This window comes from Micromonospora sp. KC606 (assembly GCF_004348675.1).
In the GTDB taxonomy this organism is placed as follows: Bacteria; Actinomycetota; Actinomycetes; order Mycobacteriales; family Micromonosporaceae; genus Micromonospora.
Genome location: NZ_SMKN01000024.1, coordinates 24,358 through 45,278 on the forward strand (window position 1 = coordinate 24,358; position 20,921 = coordinate 45,278).

Here is a 20,921-nt window from a genome sequence, read left to right on the forward strand (position 1 = left end):
GAACCTACGAACCAGCCCCGGGCACCCCAACGTCCCGACAGACACCATGCCGGACACTTCCACGACCCTGGCGCGTCCCGTCGTGTCCACTACCGTGGGACGGTATGAGTCACCGACTCCGCGCGGCCATGCTCCGCGCCCACCTCGACCCGGCCGCCCTCGCCACAGCCGTCGGTGTCGACGTCAAGACCGTCACCCGGTGGCTCGCCGGCCGCGTCCCCCACCAGCGCACCCGCCTCGCCGTCGCCGACGCCCTCGGCGAAACCGACGCCGACCTGTGGCCCCAGACCCGCCCCGACCAAGCACCCGGCGCCGAAGCCACCGCCGAGGTTGTCGCCGCCTACGCCCACCGCGCCGACATCCCCCACCACGTGTGGGCGGCCCTGCTCACCGGCGCCACCACCCGGATCGACCTGCTCGGCTACGCCTACCCGTTCCTGCTGGAACTGCTGCCCAACACCATGCAACTCATCACCGACAAAGCCACCAACGGCGCCCGCGTCCGTCTCGCGTTCGCCGACCCCGACTGCCCGCACGTCGCAGAACGCGACGCCCTCGAACAGATCGGCGGCACCCTACCCGGCCGGATCCGTAACGCCCTCAACTTCTGCGAACCCCTCCACGGCGTGCCAGGGGTGGAGATCGGGCTGCACACCGTGCACCTCTACAACTCGGTGTTCCGCTTCGACCACCAGATGATCGTCACCCCACACCTCTACCGCGCCCGCGGCTACCAACACCCCGCCCTACACCTGCGCGAACTCTCCCCGCACGGCATCTTCGCCGCCCACGCCGACCAGTTCGAACAGATCTGGCAAACCACCACCGCCTACCCCAAGGAGACCCGGTGACCGGCCGGCGCGACTACTACCACGACCCGCACGCACCCACCGCGAACAGCCTCCTCCCCGGCGCCGCCGCCATCGTCACCGACGACCACGGCCGCGTGCTGCTGCAACGGCGCACCGACTCCGGCAACTGGGCACCACCCGGCGGCGCCATGGACATCGGCGAAACCCTCCAACAGTGCGCCGTCCGCGAGGTCAAAGAGGAGACCGGCCTCGACATCGCCATCACCGGCCTACTTGGCATCTACACCGACCCCGCACACGTCATCGCGTACGCCGACGGCGAAGTCCGCCAAGAATTCACCATCACCTACCTCGCCCGAGTCACCGGCGGCACCATCACCGTCAGCGACGAATCCACCGAGGTCCGCTTCATCCACCCCACCGACTTCGACCACATCCCCATCCACGACACCGTCCGACTCCGCCTCCACCACCACGCCGAGCACCGCGACACCCCCTACCTCGGATAACGCCACCCATCGATTCCCTGACCGCTGAAGAGCGCAGACGTCTCCCCGGGTCGCCGCCACCGTCGCCGTCAACACCGATAGATTTCGATGCGGCGAGTTGGTGCCACGCACGAAAGGCCAGGTGAAACGCCATGAGAACGTAAGTCACACTGCGTGACGGGGTGAAAATTCCACACGTATTATGTGCTGGCGGGGGTGGACGCCGGTCCCGCACAGCTTCCGGTGATCGCCCAGCCATCCTTATCTTCCGCATGTGTAGATGCACCTACGAACGACTCCGTGCGGAGGGGCATATAACCACCCGTATCACTGACGAGGTGAGCGGGAGGACTGAACACATCTTTGGTCCGGGAGCGATGCACTTGCAGCAGATATATCGCAGGGATTTTTGATCGCTGTAGAGCCCTTAGAGAGTGATAGGTGGTGATGTCAGGATGGTTGATCCCGCCGAATATGATAGGGATATGCCGCGCGTTCTAAGAGCATCTGGATAAGTTTGAACGAGCCGTAGCGAATGTGCGTCGAATTCACAGTGGTCACCCGCTGGATGAAGTTCGGCAGGCCCTCTTGGAGGAATTCGAATCGGAGGGTTTGGTCGTGTGGAGCGAGGTGGCAGATGATGCGGCTCGCCACATCGCCAGGGGAATAGGCGAGGCGTAAGTGTCTTTGCGCCGCCGACACCTTTTCATTCGGTCGCGGCAGCAATCTGAAGCCCTGTGAGGTATGTCCTGGCGGGGCTTCTGCTGGGTGGTCGCCGCCCAGGTTCCCACGGTGCGGCGCCGCTGAGCACGGTGGCCGTGATCGCTGCCAGCACCATCGAAGCTTTGATTCGCTTGAGTGGCCGGCTGAACTTCCTGTCGGTGCTGGCCGCCGGCGAGGTCTCCACGTTCGTACTCGGCTGTGGTGGGCTTTGGGCCGAGGCCGCGGTGGTGGTGGTCGGGTCGGGTGTCGGCGGAAGCCCTCGAAGCCGGTCGAGCAGGTTGCCGATGCGCCGGATGCCGTCGGCTGCGGCGGCGAACATGATCGGCATCAACGGCATGTCGTAGTACAGCGACGATGACCACTGGGTTTCGCGTGACGACAGCATCCGAGCCAGCATCAGTGGGGCGGCGAGCAGTGCCAGCGGTGATGCGAGCGCGACGAACCCGATCGGAATCAGCAACTGCTGCCAGGTTGTCACCTTGGCCGGCTGGTCCACCATGAGCTGCAGGACTTCCAGCGGGTGGCAGGCTGCCGTCCGCTGACGAGCGCGGCTATCAGCACGCTCGCCTGCGTCCATCTGCCCGCGAGCATCCGTTCCAGGCCCCAGGCCAGGAACACCGCGCCGAACATCACCTCGTGCACGGGAAATCTGATCGTGTTTGGAACGGCGTGACTGCCGAGGTAGGCGACAAGCATTCCGCTCGCCACCCGGACGCCGTACCGGCGCCGGAAGAGGTGATAGACCGGGACGCCCGACAAGCAGATCAGCAGCACCTGCGCGTACACCAGGACAATCGGCGAGTCGTACACCCACAGGATCGGCGCCAGGAGCGCGAAGACCGGCGAAAAGTGGTCGCCCAGCTGCGCGAAGCCCTTGATCGGTACGTGCGGCCAGCCGTCGAACGCCCAGCCCTGCACCGCCTGGTGGAAGATGCCCAGGTCACATGCTCCGACCGCGGGATGCATCGCCAGGAACTGGGCACGCGGACCACCGTCCGAAGATGTAGATCGCGATCAGGACAAGCCACGTACACGGCGATCGGAGCAACCTGATCACATGCTCCCGCATTGTCGACACGACCGCGCCGCATAGATGATCTTCCGCCAATCGAACAGCCGACTCCGCGCCGGCGCGGACAGCGGCGACGAGGCGAAGATCTGCCGCAATCCGTTGTTGGCCTGGGCGACCGGCGGTGTTCATGGCGCTTCGTCAAGGTCGACAGCCATGATCCCTCAGCACAGGCCTCTCGACCGGCGTGGCTTCCTGCGCCGCTCGGTGGGGACCTCGGCGGCCCTGGTCGCCCTTCCCGTCGCCGGCGAGTGGCTGGCCGCCACCGCGGCGACCGCCGCCCCCGCGACCGCCGAGCCGGCCACAGCAGCGGCCACGAAGGCCGGACAGGTGCCGCCGCCGCCCGAGTACCCGGGCCGCCCCTTCGTGGACGACTACGCCACGAACACCACCGCCAACCTGACTCCGCAGACCAACGCGGCGGTGCGGATCCTCGCCGGCTTCGAGCAGCTCTGGAGCACCGGGCTCTCCTGGGACAACGGGGTGCCCCGCAGTCCGGAGGTGCTGCGCGCCAACATCCGCTACGTGGTGAAGCGGACGACCGAGCGCGGCGAGGCCGAGGCGAAGCAGGCGTTTATCTTCGACCGGCAGCACCAGAGCTACAGCGCGATCCGGGGTCTCGGCCCGCTGGCCGAGCCGTACCTGGCCGGCTCCCTCGCCGTCACCGGGATCACGTCCGCGCCTGACGGCATCCCGGCCGCCAAAATCAACGATGTCGTGCCTCCGGACGCTCCGGCCGGGTCCGCGCTCGGCGCCGGCTCCACCTCCTCGGCGCTCGGCACGGTCGTCACGCTGGTCAACAGCGTTCGCGGCAACTTCACCTCCAGCAACCCGAGCAAGTTCGCCTACCAGTACCCGCGTCCGTGGCGGCTCAGCGACGACAATCGGGTGGTCCCGACCGGCGGCATCCCGGTGCTCGGTGTGCCGGTCTACGACGCCGACACGTTCGTCGTTCCGCAACTGCTCCGCCAGCGGTCCGAGACTCCGGCCAGCGACGGAGGCTTCCCCAGCGGCCACGCCAATGCCGCCTGGCTGGCCGCGCTCGGCTTCGCGTACGCGATTCCGGAGCGGTTCCAGGAGCTGCTGGCCCGCGCCAGCGACGTGTCGGACAGCCGGATCGCCGCCGGCATGCACTCCCCGGTCGACGTGATCGGCGGGCGGATCCTGGCCACCGCGCTGGCCGCCGCCGTCCTCAGCAACCCCGCCACCGCCGAGCTGAAGGTCGCCGCCCGCCGCCAGGCCGTGGAATACCTGCGCGCCCGCACCAACGCCACCGACCTGTTCGCGTACGCCCACTCGGCGGGCTCCGACACCGACCCGTACGCGGACCGGGAGGCGAACCTGGCGCGGGTGACGCCCCGGTTGACGTACATGCTCACCCGCACCGGCGAGGACACCCCGCTGGACGTGCCGAAGGGCGCCGAGGTGCTGTTGGAGACCCGGCTGCCCTACCTGGACGCCGAGCAGCGCCGCGCGGTGCTGGCAAGCACCGCGCTTCCCGGCGGCTACCCGCTGCTGGACGGGCCGGAGCAGTGGGGCCGGCTGAACCTGTTCGCCGCCGCCGACGGGTACGGCTCGCTACGTGACACCGTGACGGTCACGATGGACGCCGCCGCCGGTGGTTTCCACGCCGCCGACACCTGGCGCAACGACATTGACGGCACCGGCACGCTGGTCAAGAACGGCACCGGCACGCTGACCCTGACCGGCCGGAACAGCTTCGCCGGCGGCACCCGCCTGCTGGCCGGCACCCTGGTGGCCGCCTCGGCCACGGCGTTGGGCCACGGGCCGGTCGAGCTGCGCGGCGGCACCCTGCGCCTGGACCGGGCCGCCGGGGAGGTGCGGGTCGACGGCGACTACGGCCAGGCGGACGGCGCCGCGCTGGCGGTGAGCCTGCGCGACAACGGCAAGCCGGCGCTGACGGTGACGCGGCGGGCGACCCTCGGCCCTCGCGCCGAACTGGTGCTCACCCTCGACCCGGAGCGCCCGCCGGCACCCGGTGTGGTGGTGCCGGTGCTGCACGCCCGGCAGATCAACGGCCGGTTCGGCACGGTCACCCTCACCGGTGTGGACGGCTACCGGGCCGAGCTGATCCAGATCAGGACGGCGGTCTCGGTCCGTCTCCGCAAGAGCTGAACCATCGGAGCCCTGGCCCGGGCGTCGTCCCGGGTCAGGGCCTTCCCGGTTGACCTGTCCGGGCAGGCGTGCGCGCTCCCCGTGAGCGCTGGTGGAACCTGTCCCGGCGCACCAGGACGCCCAACCGTCCGAACATCCTGGTGCGCGGGATCGTCACGGTCTATCGGACGGCGAGCGGACCGGACGGTATCGGCGGGGCGAGTGACGCGATGCCGACGTCGTCGGGTGATGGACCGGGGCAGAAGCGGTCCCGGTCGGGCAGCGTCCCCGTGGTGAGGAACGCGGTGGCGATGTCGGCGGCGCACGGACCGGACCGGATGCCGTACACCCCGTGCCCGCCCGCGTCCTGGGTGACCATCGCGGCCCGTCGGTCCAGCGCCCGGCGCAGCCCGAACGCGGACCGCCAGCCGGTCGCCGGGTCACGCAGGTTCTGCAGGATCAGCACGTTGCGTGGCCCCTTGCCGGTGACCGCCACCGGTGGTTCCAGCGGGCGGTTCGGCCAGAACACGCACGGCCAGAGGTTGGCCGGCATGCCGGCGGTGATCGGGAACAGCCGGCGGTCGACGGCCACGTCGCGGGCGTACCGGTCGACATCGCGCGACCACGCCACGTCGCCGCAGGCGATCGCGTAGAGGACGGCGATGCTGTTGTCGGCCGGTGCCTGGGCGGCTGCTGCCCGTCGTCGCAGCGCGGCCAGGGCTGCCGGTGGCGTCGCCTGGGCGAGTTCCTGCCAGATCGTGGCGAGCAGCGGGAAGTTGCGGTCGTCGTACAGCAGGGCGCGAGTGATCGCGCGGTAGACGTTGCCGGTGAGCACCAACTCTGGCGTCACGACCGGCTCGCGGTCCAGCTTCGCGGCGGTCGCGTAATAGGTTCGGGTCACCGCCGCCGGTGTCGTGCCCAGCGCGTACCCGTCGTTGCGGGCGGCGGCCCAGGCGGTGAAGTCGGGAAAGCGCACCGCCGTGGACGGGCCGAACTGCCGCCAGATGCCGTGCCAGATCTGGGTCGGGTCGACCGCGCTGTCGAGGATGATCCGGTCGCTGCGGCCCGGGAACAGCGAGGTGTAGACCGCGCCGAGGTAGCTGCCGTATGAGTACCCGAGGTACGACAGCTTCGGCTCGCCGAGCGCGGCCCGGATGCGGTCCATGTCGCGTGCGGTGTTGGCGGTGGTGATGTGCGGCAGCAACTCGCCGGAGTGCGCCGCGCAGTCGCGCGCCGTCGTCCGGGCGAACTCGATGTTGCGGGCGATCGACCCGTCCGGTGCCGGGTAGGGCAGGATGAGGTCGGTCACCGCGACCGGGTCGGTGATGCCGCACGTGATCGGCGTGCTCGCCCCGACACCGCGCGGGTCGAACCCGATCAGGTCGTAGCGGGTCAGCACCTCGGCCGGCAGCGCGGCGGCGAGGAAGCTGGGCATGTCGAGGCCGGAGCCGCCGGGCCCGCCCGGGTTGGACAGCAGGATGCCGCGCCGTAGGCCCGGCTCGGCGGTGGCGATCCGTGAAATCGTGACGTCGATCTGGCGGCCGTGCGGATGGCGATAGTCCAGCGGCAGACGCAGTGTGGCGCACTGTTGGCGGGCGTCGCGCCCGGAACCTTCGGCCGGGGGCGGGCAGGTGCCCCAGACCGGCCCGGCCGTTGCAGCCGTGGCTCCTGCCGGTGTCGCCGGGGTGAGCGTGGCCGCGAACACGGCCACCGTGACGAGCGCGAGTGACCGCCGTATCCGTGGCCGACGGGTGGAGCTCCCGTGGTCGAGCATCGAGCACCTCCGTTCATCGATGGTGCTGATGGTAGGGGTGCCGTTCCACGCCGGGTGAGGCCGAGTCGATGACGATCATTCGGGGTTCGCGGGGCGCGTGCTGTTGCCGGGCGCTACCGGAGCGGTCACCGAGCCGAGGATGTCGGGCCGAGCGCGCGCAGGGCGTACGCGACCAGCGACTTCAGTTCCCGGGCGTCCGGCATGCCGAGGTGGAAGACGAGTCGGTGATAAAGAGGCCCGTATACCAGGTCCACGGCGAGGTCCAGGTCCGCGTCGGCGGCCACCTGCCCGCTGAGCTGGGCTTGGCGCATCCGTTCCTTGAACTGGGCGATGCGCGGCCGGATGAGTCGTTCCCGCAGCTCTTGTGCCAGATCCGGGTCGTGCAGGGCTTCGGCGATCAGCCCGACGACGGGGGAGCGGTCCGGCGGGGTGAGCAGGTCGATGACCGCAGTCAGTTGGGTGTGCAGGTCGGCGGCGAGGTCGCCGGTGTCCGGGTAGTCGGCCACCATGGTGGCCACGTCGTCGACGGCGTCCAGGATGACGCTCCCTTTGGACGGCCACCAGCGGTAGATCGTCTTCTTGCTCACCCGACGGTGACCTGGTGGAGGGCCTGGCCGCGCTGAAGAACACCCCGGGCCGCAACATCAACATCTCCGGCAGCATCTCGGTGGTGCAGGCGGTGCTGGCCGCCGGGCTGCTGGACGACCTGCACCTGATGGTGTTCCCCGTGGTGCTCGGCGGCGGGACCCGCCTGTTCCCCGAGGAGGGAAAGCGGGTCGCAATGTCCCTGGCCGGTTGCCAGCGGTTCGACACCGGGGTCGTCAACCTGCACTACCAAATCGGCGGTGCCCGATGAGCAAGGTTGTCGCGGCAATGTCGATCTCGGTCGACGGTTTCGTCGGCGCAAGCGATCCCGAGCAGTGGTTCCCGGTGCGCAACCGGGTGCACAACTGGGTGTTCGACCTGGCCGCCTGGCGCGAACGGCAGGGCATGACCGGCGGCCAGCACACGATCTCGTCAGAGCTGGTCGCCGAAGAGTTCACCAGCACCGGCGCCTACGTGATGGGTCGCACCATGTTCGACTTCGGCGAGGAACCCTGGGGCGAGGAGCCACCGTTTCGCGCCCCGGTGTTCGTGGTCACCCACCGCGAACGCGAGCCCCTCCGAGTCACTCCCGGCGACGGTGTGACCCACCTGTACTACCGATGCATCCGGTAGCGCGGCAGCTCCCGGCATGCCGGACGGCGGGTCGTGCCGCGAGCAGGGGATTCGGGCCGAGTGGACCCGAGAGCAGGCGCGGACCACCGCTGCGTCAAGCCCTCGAAAGGCCGGCTCCGGCCAGCGCAGAGGCGAAAATCATGAAGCTGACCGTGGCCTCGCTACGTCGGTGAATCCGCCGTCGTCTCCGTCCGCGCCGACGGCCGGGAAGTGATGACGCTGGCCCGGAAACACTGGCACGCAGCGGCCCGGGCGCCATGCGCCATCGGTGCCCGGGCCGCTGGCGTCCGAACGCCAGGCCAGGCGCGCTCGCCGCTGCGGCAGCCATTGAAAACATATCTCCAAGCTGGTTTTATGGACTCAATCGCGAGGGCGCCTCGTCCTCTCTGAGACCAAGGAGTTCGCCATGGATCTGATCAACGACTTCCTCGCCTGGGCCTGGCCGCGTCACCTCAACCCGATCAGCTGGTACATCCGGCCGCTGTTCTTCCTGCCCATCGCCTACTTCTGCTGGACGCGCCGCCCGGTGTGGCTGACTGTGACGATCGTGGCGATGCTGTCGAGCTTCTTCTGGTTCCCCGCCCCGCCGCAAGGGCAGGTCGACCCGAAGATCGCCGGGGTGCTGGAGATGGAGAAGGAGTTGTTCGCCGACCCGACCTGGGTCACCTGGGTGACGCTGCCGCTGATCCCGGCGCTGCTCGGCGGGCTGTGCGCGGCGTTCTGGTTCCGCTCGATCGGTTGGGGTCTGGTCATCATCGACGGCGGTCTGGCCCTGAAGATCGCGTGGACTGTCGCCAACTCCGGCAGCGACGGTCTCGCCACGGTCCTGCCGCTCGGGCTTGGCGCCATCGTGATGACCGCGGTCATCATCGCTGTCGCCAGGTGGAAAGGGCTCCGGCTGGGGCCGCGCGCGGGTGAGGCCACGCCCTCATGAAACTATCTGAACAAACTGTTCACAGAGGGAAAGGGGTTGCGTGATGCCACCCGCGTTCTCCGCCGAGGAGAAGGCCCGCATCACCGCGCTGCTGCTGGAGCACGGCCAGCGCCTGTTCACCAGCCAAGGGCTGCGCAAGACGTCGCTGGAAGAACTCATGGCCCCCACCGGGGTCGCCAAGAGCAGCTTCTACCTCTTCTTCGACTCCAAGGAAGCGCTGTACCTGGAGTTGATGATCCAGCAATCCGCCGAGGTCAAGCGCAAGGTCATCGACAGCGCCCTGCTCAGTGCCGACGACCCGCGTGAAGGGCTGCGCCGGTTCCTGCACGCCACCGTCGCCGAACTGTCGACCAACCCGCTGTGGCGCCGCCTGATGACCCACCCCGAGGAAATGCAGGCGGTCGCCCGCAAACTCGACCCCGCCCGCGTCACCGCCATGAACGACAACCCCGTCACCGCGCTGAGCGACTTCGTCGCCGACCGCACCGGTCGCGGCGAACTCCTCGCCGCCGAGCCAGCCGTGATCATCGGCGTGCTGCAGTGCGTGCTGCTGGTGCCGATGTTCGCCGAACGCCTCGGCGACCCCGCCAGCTACCCCACGATCCTCGACCTGCTCATCGACATCGTCGCTGCGGGACTCACCCCGCGGAAGGAATGACCCAGACATGACCACCCGGCCCAAGCGTGCGCTCATCGTCGGAGTCGGCGTCGCCGAGGCTGAACCCCACAACCGCAGGCCCTCGCAAGGTCAGTCAGCGGGTCCAGCCGATGAACCGGGCGAAGTAGCCCGCCGGGTCGACGTGGCCGGGGCGCAGTCGCAGGTCGTCGCCGATCGCGTCGTGCATCAGCAGGCAGAGGTAGGTGGCCAGGCCGGCCCGGTCGTGGGCGTACTCCCGGCGCAGGTGCAGCTTCGCGGGCTGGCAGGGCCACGGCGCGCCGCACGACCGGCACCGCCAGGCGGGGCGGGCCGCGAGGTGCCGGTCGGGGCCGGCGGCGGTGGGCGCGTCGCCGGTCACCGCCGGCCGCCGGACGACCGGGCGCGCAGCGCGGCGACCCGGACCAGCGCGGTACGCGGCTCACCGCCGCGCGCCGCGCGCCCGTCCGGCCGCAGTTCCACCCCGGTCAACTCCACCCACTCCAGGCCGGGGCGGTCGAGCCCGGCGGGGCGTTCGGTGACCCGCAGCCGTAGCGTCCCGGTGCCGTAGCAGTAGTCGGCCTCGCCGATCTCGACCAGATCGCCGACCGCCACCGGCGGCGCGGGCTCCGGCCGGGTCACCGCTGGCCCCCGTTTCCCCGGTGCGCCGGGCCCCGCGCGATCCGGTCCGCGCCGCGACGGTGCCACCGGTGGTTGCGCGGCGTGGGCAGCGGCGGGACCGCCGCAGGTTGCTGACGCGTCGGTACGACGGCGTGCCGGTCCGGGCACGGCCAGCGCAATCCGCAGACGCAGTATCGGCCCCACCGCGACCAGTTCCGCCGGTGCCGAGGTGCCGTTGGTACCGGGGCATTGGGAAAACGCATTCTGACAATTCCCACGCGCGTACCTCCGTGGATGTTCGTCCCTGTTGTGGTACGGGCGGGAGCGGGGATGAGGTTGAGGAGTCGGCTCCCGCCCGAAGGGTCACCGTGACTGGTCAGCGGCCCTTTCCGATGCTCGGTTCCGCATTGCGGCGGGGCAATCTTTTGCAGAAGAATGCGGACCAAGGGATGAGGTGCCTTACGCGACAGCAGGAAGGATGATGACGTGGACGACTCGGGAAGCACCGTCCCGCGTAGGCAACTCGGCAGGTATTTGAGAGAGCTTCGCGAAAACGCGTACGTCACCGTCACGGCGGCGGCCAAGGAACTGGAATGGTCGGCACCCCGGATCTGGCGGTACGAGACCGGTCAGGTCTCCATGCACCCGAACGACGTGGAGGCCATGTGCCGGGTCTACGGCGCGTCGCGGGAGACCATCGAGACCATGCGGGCGCTGGCCCGGGAGACCAAGGCGCACGGCTGGTGGCACAGCTACGGGGAGGCGATCAAGGACTGGTTCAAGCTGTACGTCGGCCTGGAGGCCGCCGCGTCCAGAATCCGCAAGTACGAAGCCGACCTGGTGCCGGGCCTGTTGCAGACGGTGGAGTACATGACCGAGGTCATCGCCACGGACTGCCCCGACCTCAGCGAGGCGGAGCGGAAGGCGAAGGTGGACGTCCGGCTGCGCCGGCAACGGCTGCTGGCGCGCGCGGTGCCGCGTGCTCCGCAGCTCGACGTGGTTCTCAGCGAGGCGGTGCTGCGCCGCCCGCTGCGGGACCGGGCGGCGATGGCCCGGCAGCTCGACTCCCTCGTCACGGCGAGCCGGCAGCACAACGTCCGCGTCAAGGTGCTGCCGCTGGACGCGGGGTTGTTCCGTTGCGCCCAGGCGGGCACCTTCACCATGCTCGACTTCCCGACCGACGTGCGGGAGCAGGAGCCGACCACCGTCTACATGGACGGCCCGTGTGGGGCGGTCTACCTTGACAAGCCACACGAGATCCAGACCTATGAGGACGCCTGGCGCTCTCTCGGCGAGCGGGTGCTGGACGAAGACGAGAGCCGCGCCCTGATGGCGGCGATAGCGAAGGAGATGAACCATGAAACGTGACGGGGTGTGGCGCACGTCGTCGCGGTCCGGCGGTGAGGGGGACTGTGTCGAGGTGGCGGGCTTCGCCGACTCGGTCGGCGTGCGGGACAGCAAGGACCGGCAGGGGCCGGTCCTGACCTTCGCCCCGGACGCCTGGACGGGCTTCGTCCGGGCCACCTGCTCGGGAGCCCTCACCAGCCGTCCGTGACGCCCGGGCGATCCGGGTGCCCCGACCACCGGGGGCACCCGGATCACCCAGCCACACGGCCGGTGGGACGAGCGCCGACCGCGACGCACAGGCGGTGCGATGCGGGTCCGGGCGGGGCTGCGCGACTAGGCTGGTCGGCAGCAGGATGTTCCGTTGAGGGGGTGAGCCCGGATGGCCCAGGCCGCATTCGTGCCCGAGCCGGCGCCGCAGCCGAGTGAGCCGTCGTTCGACGTGTTGCGCTGGCACGACGAGCCGTGGACCGCCCAGCTCGCCCTCGACCTGTTGCCGGAGACCAACGGTCCCAAGGTCGAGGTCCTGAGCGGAAGCGTGATCGTGACACCACATGCCGGAATCGACCACCAGAACGCCGAGCTTGATCTTGCGCATCTGCTGAGGTAGGCGGCTCGCCGAGTGAAGCTGTGGCTCTGTCTCGAAACCAATGTCGTCTCCGGTGACGACCTCTTCATCCCGGACATCGTGCTCCTCGACGTACCCGGTGGGGGCGGACGACGGTGGACATTGAGGGACGCCTTGATCATGGGGGACCGCTGCGCAGGCAGTTGAGGTACGTCACGGAAGCTGGTCTCGCAGTGCGGCCCACCGCGTCAAGTCGGCCAAGAGCCCCGCGTCGGTCACTCGATCCCTCAGCGGCGAACTCGCCGAAATCAGATTCTTGGCTCGCCTCAAGGCGAGGATGCCGGGCAGCGGCAGTGCCCGCCAGTCACTTGCCTGCGTCGCCGCCACGTCGAACGGGACCCCGATGTACGAGAGACACTCCTTGACGACCTCGTTGGCGTCGAAGAGCCCCCGCCCTTGTTCGCCCAGGACGGCTGCGAGCTTGGCGATCCGGATGGCGCCGTCGACCGGGCTCAACACCGTCACCTCGACCGCCTCGTCGGTCACCGCCTTCACCACTGACGCGTAGGCACGTCTGTCCTCGTCGTTTCCAGCGTGATACACCTCATGCAGCGCTCGCGTGGCAAGGCTCTCCCACCAGAAGGCACGTCCGCTGCCCCGGTCCGGCTGTTTCTCCCGCAACCATCGTCGGATTTCACCCTGACCCTTCACACCGAGACCCTTGAGGCGCTCGACATCATCGGTTGGCATACTCGATGTCCCCGGGGTCGAACGTGATTCCGGCATCAGCAAAGACTCGAACCGCGAAATCAAGGCTGGCATCGGACGGCTGATAGTGCCCACTGTGGTTTGAGATTCTGAGCCCGAAGTACACACCGCCGCCACCCGCTATCTCCACCTCGCCCGCGGCCAGAACCGGGGCACCTCGCGCGAGCGCGGTGTGTGAGATCTCCGTTGCCTGTACCGTGTGCGGCATCACCAGGATCGAGCCGTCCATCGTGATCACCCACTTCAGTGTGCCCTGTTCAATCGTTGCGTCGAACCCCGCCGCTCCCAGCCTGACCGGGCGGACCCCGAGGTCATCGGCGAGTTCGAGCTCTGCCTCCAGTCGGTCGGCCATCGTATTCGGGAACTCGACACACTCGTAGTTGTTGTGTACCAGGACCGGTGCGCCGCCGGCCAACACGTAGAACGTGTGCGTGTCGGCGAGGCTGAGGTCGTACATCACCTTCGAACCGGTGAAGGAGCGGACCTCGCCGACGCTGGCCGGTACGCCCGTCGGGGTGTGCAGCCGCGTACCCACCGCAAGGTCGGACGCGTCAACCCAGGCGCCACGCGTCACTGACCAGAACGGATGCGCAGCGGTGGTATGGATCGTGCCGGTAGCGCCGTCGGGGTGTACTACCTGCACGTCGGTGAGCGCCACGTCCTGGTGCCGCAAGACGTGCGTGACCGACTCGCCGGTGGTACGCCCGGTGCGGGGGTCGCTCGCGAGGACGCGGTCATTCACCTTGATGCCGCTGATCGGGCGATAGGTGCCGTCGGCCAGCAGGACGGGCGTGCCCGGATCGAAGCTGTGCCGCAGGCAGGCGGTGAGCTGGAGCAGACGAAGCCGACTGAAGTTCGCGGTCTGAAGTGCCAGACTCGCCGTCCTGGCGTTGTTGGCCGTGACGTACATCGCCTTGATGCTGCGGAAGCCGACGTTGAGCAGCCTTCCCAGGCCGGCGAACAGCAGCGACTCGAGCACGGTCCGGCCGAGGTTCAGCAGGGTGGCCGCCAGCGACTGGTCGCCGTTGATGAGCCGGTGAAGGTTCAGCCCGACGTCGCCGATGGTGAGTACCGTCCCGGCGACCATCCCGCAGACGACGGTGAGGAGGCAGACGCCGCCGACGCCGACCGCGAGCGGCGTGAGCAGGGCGGTCGTGTAGTTGAGCGCCTCCAGCATGAGGCTGAGCTGCAGGCTCCCTTTGAACGCCGGGTCCAGGACGCTGTGGACGCAGTTCTGGTAGTCCTGGCTGCCCGGACGGAACACCTCGCAGTAGGAGGAGTTGGTGTAGGCCCGGGTGGCCAGCTCCGTCTTGTCGGCGATCACGTTTGCTGCGCAGTTGTCGAGCCACTCGCCCTCCTGGGCGCCCAGCGCCTGTTCCAGCTCCGAGGACGGCTTGGAGGTGTACTGGTCCGCGCAGATGAGCAGTTCGGCGTTCTTGGCGTGCTCGTACTCCTTGTACGCGTTCTGAGCGGCGACGGCCGCCGCGGTGGCGTCCTGGCCGGCGGCGATCGCCGACTTGTAGGCCCGACGGGCGGCGGCCTGCGCGTCGGCGGCGGCCTGGGCGGCGACCTGCTGTGAGGAGATGGCCCAGGCCGCGGACCGGATGGCGCTGCGCGCGGACGCGTTCGCGCGGGTCGCGGCGTTCCTGGCCGTGTTGACCGCGGCGGCGGCCTTGTCCGCCGATTGGGCGGCCTGGTTCGCGTACCCCTGGGCGCGGTTGGCGTACTGGGCCGCTTTCTGCGCCGACGCGGCGGCCTGGTTGGCGTAGTTCGCGGCCTGTGCCGCGTCGTTGCGGGCCTGCGCGGCGATGGCCTGCGCCTCCAGCGCGGTCCGCACCGCGGTTTCGGCGACCTGGTTGATCTTCTCCAGCAGCCCGCCGACGACGGCGAGGTGCACCGCGCTCTCATGGTCGCGCTCGGCGGCCGCGTACCGGCCCTTCTCGAGAAACTCGCGCAACCCCAGCGGCGGGCCGTCCAGCGCGATCTGCGCCGCCGCCTTGATCTCCGGCCCGCTGTCCGCGTTGCCCAGGATCTGGTTCACCTGCAGCCGCTCGCCCACCGCGGCGGCGTTGTACTGGCCGGTGTCGAGGAAGTCGCGCAGGGCCCGCAGGCTCTCGGCGTCCAGCGCTTCCTGCGCTTTCTGCGCCAGGTACGCGTTGCCGGCCTCGCGCGCGGCCGCGGCGATCTGGTTCACCTTCATCCGGTCCGCGGTGTACCGGCCCGGATAGTTCTGCGTGGCCAGGAACTGCCGCACGTCCGCAGCGCCGCCGGCCAGCGCGGCCCGCGCCGCGTCCCGCAACGCCGTGTTGTCCGTGACGGCCAGGTTCATCACCGCGTGCCGGTCGTCCTGGGCGGCGGCATCGGCCAGCCCCGTATGCACGAACGACAGCACCTGCTCGTCATCGCCACCGAGCGCGCTCGTGGCGGCCTGCCGGGTCCAGGTGCCGGCGGCGCCGGCCAGCGCGAGGGCCACCCGGCGGCCGGCGGCCACCGCCGCCTCCCGCGGCGTGGCCGGATTCCGCGCCTCGGCGATCAACCGATTGGTCTCCGCGTCCCGCTTGGCCGCCTGCTCGATATCCCAATCGGCGACCTGTTGCTGCGCCTCGTACGCCGCGGTCGCGTCCCGGGCCGCCTCCAACCCGTCGTCGCGGGCCACCGCCAGCCGCTCGGCGTCGGCCTGCCGAGCCGCCTCGAACACGCCGACCGCGTCGGTCGCCGCCTTGACAGCGTCCTGCGCGGCGAGGGTCGCCGCCTGCGCGTTCTCGGTCGCGCGGCGGGCCGCCTCGGCCGCCTCTCCGGCGTGCTCGGCCGCCTCGACCGCCGCCCGCGCCGCGGCCTCCGCGTTGTCCGCCGCCCGCCGGGCGGCGGCCGCCGCCGCGAACGCGGCGTTCCGTGCCACCAGCAGGTACCGCTCGGCCGCCCGCGCCGCCCGTACCGCCCGGTCGGCGTTGGCGCGCGCCCGCGCCGCCGCCGCCACCGCCTCCGCCGCGTTCGCGCCAGCGGCGTTCGCGGCCCGCACCGCCTCGTCGTTGGCCGCCGCCGCGAGCTGCGCGTTGGTCGCCGCCGAGTTAGCCGCGTCGATGGCGCCCCGGGCCGCCTCGATCGCCTCACCCGCGGCCGTGGCCTTGTCCGCGAAGTTGCGCGCCTGGCGGGCGACCGCGTTCGCCAACTCGGCCGCAGACCGCGCGGCGGAGGCCTTGGACCCGTCCCTCGCCGCGTCCGCGGCGGCCTTCCGCGCGCCAGCTGCCGCCTGACCCGCCCGGGACGCAGCCGCGGCGGCCCGCGCCGCCGCCGTCGCGGCCGCCCGCGCCGCCCGCGACGCGGCCGCCGCCGCCTGCACCGCCACCTTGGCCGCTTCCGCTGCTTTACGCGCCGCCACCGCCGCGCGTTTGGCGTGCGCCGCCGCCTGCACGGTGTTGTTCCGCGCCGCCTCCGTCGCCCGCGCCGCAGCGGCCGCCGCCCGACGCGCCGCGTCGGCCGACTCCTTCGCCCGCGCCGCCTCCTCCTTGGCCTGCCGCGTCTCCTCCGCCGCGATCTTCCCGGCGGCCTCCGCCTGCGCCAGCAGGCCGGTCAGCGTCGCGACCTCGTCATCCCGCGCGGAGGCGACCGCCCACCCGTACTCCAGGAACTGCTCCAAGGCCTCCGGCGTACCGGCGTCCAGCGCCTTCTGCCCCGCCGCCTTCACCTGCGGACCACCGGTGGCCATCGCCTGGTTGACCCGCAACCGCTGATCGGTAACCCACTGCGACTGCCAACCGGAGTCCAGGAACTTCCGCAGCAGCGCCGGGTTCTCCGAGTCCAGCGCCCGCTGCGCTACCTCCTGCACCTGCGGGCCGCCGGTCGCCATCAGCTGGTTCACCGACACCCGGGCGTCGATGTTGGACGCTTTTTGCCACCCGGCGTTCAAGAACGTGGCGATCGCGTTCGCGTCGCCGGCGGCGTCTAGCGCCTGCTTCGCCGCCGCCCGGACCGCCGGCCCCCCATCGGTCATCACACCGACGAGCGCGTCACGTTCGTCGAGCCGCTGGGCCTCCTGCCACCCGCTCGCGACGAACGCGCGCACCTGGTCGTCGGAGCCGACCAGCGCGGCCTCCGCCGCGGCCCGCACCTGGGTACCGCCCGCCTGCCATGCCGAGACCACCAACGTCCGATCGACGGGGGTCGGCTCCTCGGCCGCACGCGCCGGACCGGCGCGCAGGAAACCCGCCAGCAGAATTAGGACGGTCAGCGCGGCGACCAGCGCGCGGGGCCGATCGGCGCGGAATCGAAGCGACTGGCTCATTGCGGGTGACTCCTCCCGTGGAGGGGTAAGAAGCGGTCAGACGAGGGGTGCCGGCTCAGCCCGTCACGGTCAGGCGCAGCAACATCGTCGGCGGAGCGTCCGGATCGGCGCCCATACCCACCTGCGTGCTGCCGTCGGGATCGACCTCGACCGTGAGCTGCTTGCCGTCGTCGTCCCGAAGATTCGCCCTCACCTCATGCCCGGTGCCGGTACTCAGGCCGTCACCACGGATCTCGTAGACGCCCGGCACCTCGAGGCTGAGGAAGCCGTATGGGGCGCGCACCTTGAAGCAGACCCGCCCGATGCCGTCGGCGCCGATCTGCTCGTCGGTGGTGTACACCTTCAACAGGCCGATGCCGCCCTGTGGCGGTGTGGCACAGTCCGTCAGCAGGATGTGCCCGTCACCGGAGATCAGCTTGACGTTCTGCTCCGCCAGGATCCGCTCGGCGTGGGGGTAGGCGTACTCCTCCATCACCGGCGTACCGAGCACATCGTGACCGACCGGCGTGCCGGGGGCGGGTACGACGCGCTCGCCGATCTCCACCCACGATCCGACACCGGGTTGGTTGGTGCCGGGGTACAGCCGAAGCTTGCCGTCCTTGTCGAAGACCAGCACGTCGTTGTACGCGTCGCGGTTGAACTCACCGACGGTGAACGTGCGCATGGGCGCCCAAGCGCTGCTGCCGATCTCGATCCGGCTGGCGAGTCCGGCGGAACCGCGCCCGGGGTACAGCCACAGCTTGCCGGCGGCGTCGATCGCCAGCACGTCCTCGTAGGCGTCCTCATTGAACTCGCCGGCGGTCACGTGCACCATGGCCGCCCAGCCGCTGTTGCCGATTTTGAAGCGCGGGCCCAGCTGCCCGTCACTGCGGCCCGGATAGACCCAGAGCTCCCCGCCGGAACCGACCGCCAGGATGTCGTCGTAGGCGTCCTCGTTGAACCTGCCGATGTCGAGACCCTTCATCGCGGCCCACCCGCTGAGGCCGATCTGGATCCGGCTACCGAACCCCGCCAGCCCTCGGCCCGGATACACCCACAGCCGGCCCTCGCGATCGCCACCCACCACGTCGTCGTAGCCATCCCCGGTGAACTCGCCCACGGTCATGTGCAGCATGGACGCCCAGCCGCTGCCGACCTGGACCGGCCTGCCGAACCGCGCGGGCGTTGACAGTCCTGGATGGAGCCACAGGTAGCCGTCGGCGTCCACGCCGAGCAGATCGGTGTACTGGTCGCCGGTGAGCTCGCCCTTTTCGAGTCGCACGAGACCGCTCGGCTGCGCGGCCGTGTTGGCGCTGACCCATTCGCGGAGGTCCTGCACCCGCACCGCGGTGGCGCCGTTCCGGGTCTCGGTCTCGGTGAGGCATCCGGCCTGCCAGGACGCGATGACCAGTCCGTGCAGCTCAGCCGATGTCCCCGCGCCACGCCGAAACATCGGCGCGCCCGAGTCACCGTCGCACGCGCTGGCGGAGGAGGTGATGTCATAGCTCGCCGCGTCGACCGCCTGCACCGTGAAGACGCCGCCGTCCAGGCGATCCGACACCCATTCGGTCGCGGTCCGGCCGTACCCGGCCACCCGGACCTCCCCGCCGACCGGGAGTGGGTCGGCGGGGAGCCTGGCGGGCGTGACGCCCGTGACCGGGCTCGCCAGGCGGACGAGCGCCACATCGCGGTCCGGGTGCGGGATGACGTCGGTGGCCTGGAGAGCGTTACCGACGTCCGTGGCGAGGAGGTTGGCACGGCCGATGGTGACCGTCGTCGGCCACGGCGGCGGGCCGAACCTGGTCGGCTGGCCATCCTGCGCGAAGCACGAGGCCGCGGTGAGCACCCAGCGTTGCGTGGACGGGGCGTTCATGAATCCCGAGCGCGGGTCGACCAGGGCCCCCGAGCAGGCGCGGACCTCGCCGATCCGCAAGTGAGCGACGAAGCCGTCGGTGCCTTGAGCGACCGGTGCCCCGTTGGCGATTCCATAGGCGGGGGTTCCGGTCGCTAACAGGGTCGTCGCCAGACCCACGATCAGCGCCGCGGCGCGGCGTCGCTTACCCACGAAACGCATATGTGTGCTCCTCCACCGCATCGTCAGAACCCTGTTCAACCCGTGACCGTCAGCCGCAACAACATGGTCGGCGAGGCATCCGGATCAGCGCCCAAACCCACCTGGGTGCTGCCGTCCGGATCGACGTCCACCGTGATCGCCTCGCCCTCGTCGCTGCGCAGTTCCGCGGTCACCTCGTGGCCGGTGCCGGCGCTCTGCCCGTCACCGCGGATCTCGTACACACCCGGAACCTCCAGGTTGAGCAGTCCGGTCGGGGCCGTGACCTGGAAGCAGACCCGCCCGATGCCATCCGCCCCGATTTGCTCGTCCGTGGTGTAGACCTTCAACAGGCCGATGTCACCCTGCGGCGGCGTGGCGCAGTCGGCCAGCAGGATGTGCCCGTCACCGGAGATCAGCCGGACGTTCTGGCGCGCCAGGATCTGCGCGGCACCCGGGTAGCTGAAGTCTTCCACGATGGATGGTGGTGCGTCGTCGGCCACGGCGCGGGTCGGTGCCGGCGCCCCGATGAGGAGCGCGGCGCCGCCAAGGCCGAGCACCGCCGCGACCAGTCGCATGCGCTTCACGATGTGTCTCCCCGGTTCCGTTACGCGATGAAGGGTTGGGCGGACAGCAGTGCCTGATTCCAGCCGCCGGTGTCCACCGGATCGTTCGGGAATGGCTGGATGTCCGTGCCACTGCCGTTGAGCGGCGCCGGGTCCAGGAATCGCAGCATGGCTCCCTGCGCGGTGCGGGCGTAGTAGAGACCGTTGCCCGGCGACAGCAGATGCTCGTGGTTCCAACCCGACGCGGCCAGGTCCGTGCGCGCCCACGTGCCGGTGATCCGGTACTGGATCAGCTTTCCGGCACTGGTCGTGGCCAGCAGCAGATCCGGTGCGGCCGCCGTCAGCGTCTTCAGGGTCCCGAATCCTTCACCGATCAGCGTGTTGTTGATGAGTGTGGCCGGCTTCGCGCTCGGCACCGTGTACCGGCGCAACGCCCCCGTCGTCGCCGCGATCCCGAACAGCGAACCGTCCCCGTCGTACGCCAACAACTTGTGCGTGTACCCCGTACCGATCTGCACCGGCGGCTGGAACAGCAACGGGTTCGTGGTGAGGATGTCCACCCGGTACAACACGCCCGTGGTCGAGGCGACCAGCAGGGTGTTGAAGTTCAGCGTCGCCATCGACAGCGCCGGGAAGCCCAGCGGCGCCGCGGACGTCACGGTCCCCCGCCGGTCGCCGGTGGCCGAATCGATCTGCGAGTACGTCAACCGGCCGTCGGACCGGATCCCGAACATCGACACGTCGACCGGGCTCTCCGGGAAGGACGTCCGCGGCTCGGCGGACAGCAGGGCCTGGTTCCAACCGGTTGCATCCACTGGATCGTTCGGGTACGACTGGATGTCCGTCCCGCTGCCGTTGAGCGGCGCCGGGTCCAGGAATCGCAGCATGGCTCCCTGCGCGGTGCGGGCGTAGTAGAGACCGTTGCCCGGCGACAGCAGATGCTCGTGGTTCCAACCCGACGCGGCCAGGTCCGTGC

20 protein-coding genes and 1 pseudogene are annotated in these 20,921 nt (G+C 70.0%); 10 read left to right on the plus strand and 11 right to left on the minus strand.

What is annotated here, in order from left to right:
• Window positions 1-128 precede the first annotated feature (128 nt).
• Window positions 129-851 carry a helix-turn-helix domain-containing protein gene (locus tag E1193_RS08575; protein WP_243707431.1) on the plus strand — a complete coding sequence of 241 codons (723 nt, stop codon included), beginning with the start codon at window positions 129-131 and terminating at the stop codon, window positions 849-851.
• Complete coding sequence (locus E1193_RS08580; RefSeq protein ID WP_132181932.1) at window positions 848-1,321, plus strand: NUDIX domain-containing protein; 474 nt, start codon at window positions 848-850, stop codon at window positions 1,319-1,321. The genes E1193_RS08575 and E1193_RS08580 overlap by 4 nt, the downstream gene beginning before the upstream one ends.
• Window positions 1,322-2,006: 685 nt before the next feature.
• On the opposite strand, the gene E1193_RS08585 is transcribed toward E1193_RS08580, so the two are convergent.
• Both E1193_RS08585 and E1193_RS08590 read right to left on the minus strand, forming a co-directional pair.
• A complete protein-coding gene (locus E1193_RS08585) occupies window positions 2,007-2,519 on the minus strand; it encodes a DUF2079 domain-containing protein (RefSeq protein WP_165945683.1) in 513 nt (170 codons plus the stop codon).
• Entirely contained in the window at window positions 2,498-2,989 is a 492-nt protein-coding gene (locus E1193_RS08590; RefSeq protein ID WP_132181936.1) for a DUF2079 domain-containing protein, read from the minus strand. Before E1193_RS08590 ends, E1193_RS08585 begins: the two co-directional genes overlap by 22 nt.
• A gap of 259 nt (window positions 2,990-3,248) precedes the next feature.
• Between E1193_RS08590 and E1193_RS08595 the strand changes: the two genes are divergently transcribed.
• Window positions 3,249-5,228: a phosphatase PAP2 family protein gene (locus E1193_RS08595; RefSeq protein WP_132181938.1), complete on the plus strand. Its 1,980-nt coding sequence runs from the start codon at window positions 3,249-3,251 to the stop codon at window positions 5,226-5,228.
• A 160-nt stretch (window positions 5,229-5,388) separates the two neighbouring features.
• On the opposite strand, the gene E1193_RS08600 is transcribed toward E1193_RS08595, so the two are convergent.
• Together E1193_RS08600 and E1193_RS08605 are read right to left on the minus strand one after the other, a co-directional pair.
• Window positions 5,389-6,981 carry an alpha/beta hydrolase gene (locus E1193_RS08600; RefSeq protein WP_207922630.1) on the minus strand — a complete coding sequence of 531 codons (1,593 nt, stop codon included), beginning with the start codon at window positions 6,979-6,981 and terminating at the stop codon, window positions 5,389-5,391.
• A gap of 125 nt (window positions 6,982-7,106) precedes the next feature.
• Complete coding sequence (locus tag E1193_RS08605; RefSeq protein ID WP_207922631.1) at window positions 7,107-7,568, minus strand: TetR-like C-terminal domain-containing protein; 462 nt, start codon at window positions 7,566-7,568, stop codon at window positions 7,107-7,109.
• A 14-nt stretch (window positions 7,569-7,582) separates the two neighbouring features.
• Between E1193_RS08605 and E1193_RS08610 the strand changes: the two genes are divergently transcribed.
• The 4 genes from E1193_RS08610 to E1193_RS08625 all read left to right on the plus strand — a co-directional run bounded on the left by E1193_RS08610 (window position 7,583) and on the right by E1193_RS08625 (window position 9,791).
• Entirely contained in the window at window positions 7,583-7,837 is a 255-nt protein-coding gene (locus E1193_RS08610; protein ID WP_165945684.1) for a dihydrofolate reductase family protein, read from the plus strand.
• Window positions 7,834-8,199, plus strand: coding sequence for a hypothetical protein (locus E1193_RS08615; protein ID WP_132181942.1), 366 nt, complete (start codon window positions 7,834-7,836; stop codon window positions 8,197-8,199). Before E1193_RS08610 ends, E1193_RS08615 begins: the two co-directional genes overlap by 4 nt.
• 406 nt (window positions 8,200-8,605) lie before the next feature.
• A complete protein-coding gene (locus E1193_RS08620) occupies window positions 8,606-9,133 on the plus strand; it encodes a hypothetical protein (protein ID WP_132181944.1) in 528 nt (175 codons plus the stop codon).
• Between the two features lie 43 nt (window positions 9,134-9,176).
• The gene (locus tag E1193_RS08625) at window positions 9,177-9,791 is read left to right on the plus strand and encodes a TetR/AcrR family transcriptional regulator (protein ID WP_132181946.1); all 615 of its coding nucleotides are present in this window, start codon (window positions 9,177-9,179) and stop codon (window positions 9,789-9,791) included.
• A gap of 94 nt (window positions 9,792-9,885) precedes the next feature.
• On the opposite strand, the gene E1193_RS08630 is transcribed toward E1193_RS08625, so the two are convergent.
• On the minus strand, window positions 9,886-10,149 hold the full coding sequence (locus E1193_RS08630; RefSeq protein WP_132181948.1) for a hypothetical protein: 264 nt from the start codon (window positions 10,147-10,149) through the stop codon (window positions 9,886-9,888).
• The gene (locus E1193_RS08635) at window positions 10,146-10,409 is read right to left on the minus strand and encodes a hypothetical protein (RefSeq protein ID WP_132181950.1); all 264 of its coding nucleotides are present in this window, start codon (window positions 10,407-10,409) and stop codon (window positions 10,146-10,148) included. Before E1193_RS08635 ends, E1193_RS08630 begins: the two co-directional genes overlap by 4 nt.
• Window positions 10,410-10,874: 465 nt before the next feature.
• Here E1193_RS08635 and E1193_RS08640 point away from each other — a divergent pair, with 465 nt between their 5' ends.
• The 3 genes from E1193_RS08640 (at window position 10,875) to E1193_RS08650 (ending at window position 12,342) form a co-directional block, all read left to right on the plus strand.
• On the plus strand, window positions 10,875-11,756 hold the full coding sequence (locus tag E1193_RS08640) for a helix-turn-helix transcriptional regulator (RefSeq protein WP_132181952.1): 882 nt from the start codon (window positions 10,875-10,877) through the stop codon (window positions 11,754-11,756).
• A 4-nt stretch (window positions 11,757-11,760) separates the two neighbouring features.
• On the plus strand, window positions 11,761-11,943 hold the full coding sequence (locus E1193_RS08645; protein WP_132181970.1) for a DUF397 domain-containing protein: 183 nt from the start codon (window positions 11,761-11,763) through the stop codon (window positions 11,941-11,943).
• A gap of 171 nt (window positions 11,944-12,114) precedes the next feature.
• Window positions 12,115-12,342, plus strand: a complete 228-nt coding sequence (locus tag E1193_RS08650) for a hypothetical protein (RefSeq protein ID WP_132181954.1) — start codon at window positions 12,115-12,117, stop codon at window positions 12,340-12,342.
• 171 nt (window positions 12,343-12,513) lie between these two features.
• Here E1193_RS08650 and E1193_RS08655 read toward each other — a convergent pair whose 3' ends face one another.
• The 5 genes and pseudogenes from E1193_RS08655 to E1193_RS31775 form a co-directional block, all read right to left on the minus strand.
• Complete coding sequence (locus E1193_RS08655) at window positions 12,514-13,050, minus strand: hypothetical protein (protein ID WP_132181956.1); 537 nt, start codon at window positions 13,048-13,050, stop codon at window positions 12,514-12,516.
• Window positions 13,037-17,350, minus strand: coding sequence for a polymorphic toxin-type HINT domain-containing protein (locus tag E1193_RS08660; protein WP_132181958.1), 4,314 nt, complete (start codon window positions 17,348-17,350; stop codon window positions 13,037-13,039). The genes E1193_RS08655 and E1193_RS08660 overlap by 14 nt, the downstream gene beginning before the upstream one ends.
• 55 nt (window positions 17,351-17,405) lie before the next feature.
• Complete coding sequence (locus tag E1193_RS08665; protein ID WP_165945685.1) at window positions 17,406-19,403, minus strand: trypsin-like serine protease; 1,998 nt, start codon at window positions 19,401-19,403, stop codon at window positions 17,406-17,408.
• 35 nt (window positions 19,404-19,438) lie between these two features.
• A complete protein-coding gene (locus E1193_RS08670; RefSeq protein WP_132181962.1) occupies window positions 19,439-19,966 on the minus strand; it encodes a hypothetical protein in 528 nt (175 codons plus the stop codon).
• 20 nt (window positions 19,967-19,986) lie between these two features.
• A pseudogene (locus E1193_RS31775) lies at window positions 19,987-20,921 on the minus strand (tachylectin-related carbohydrate-binding protein); the annotation flags it as partial.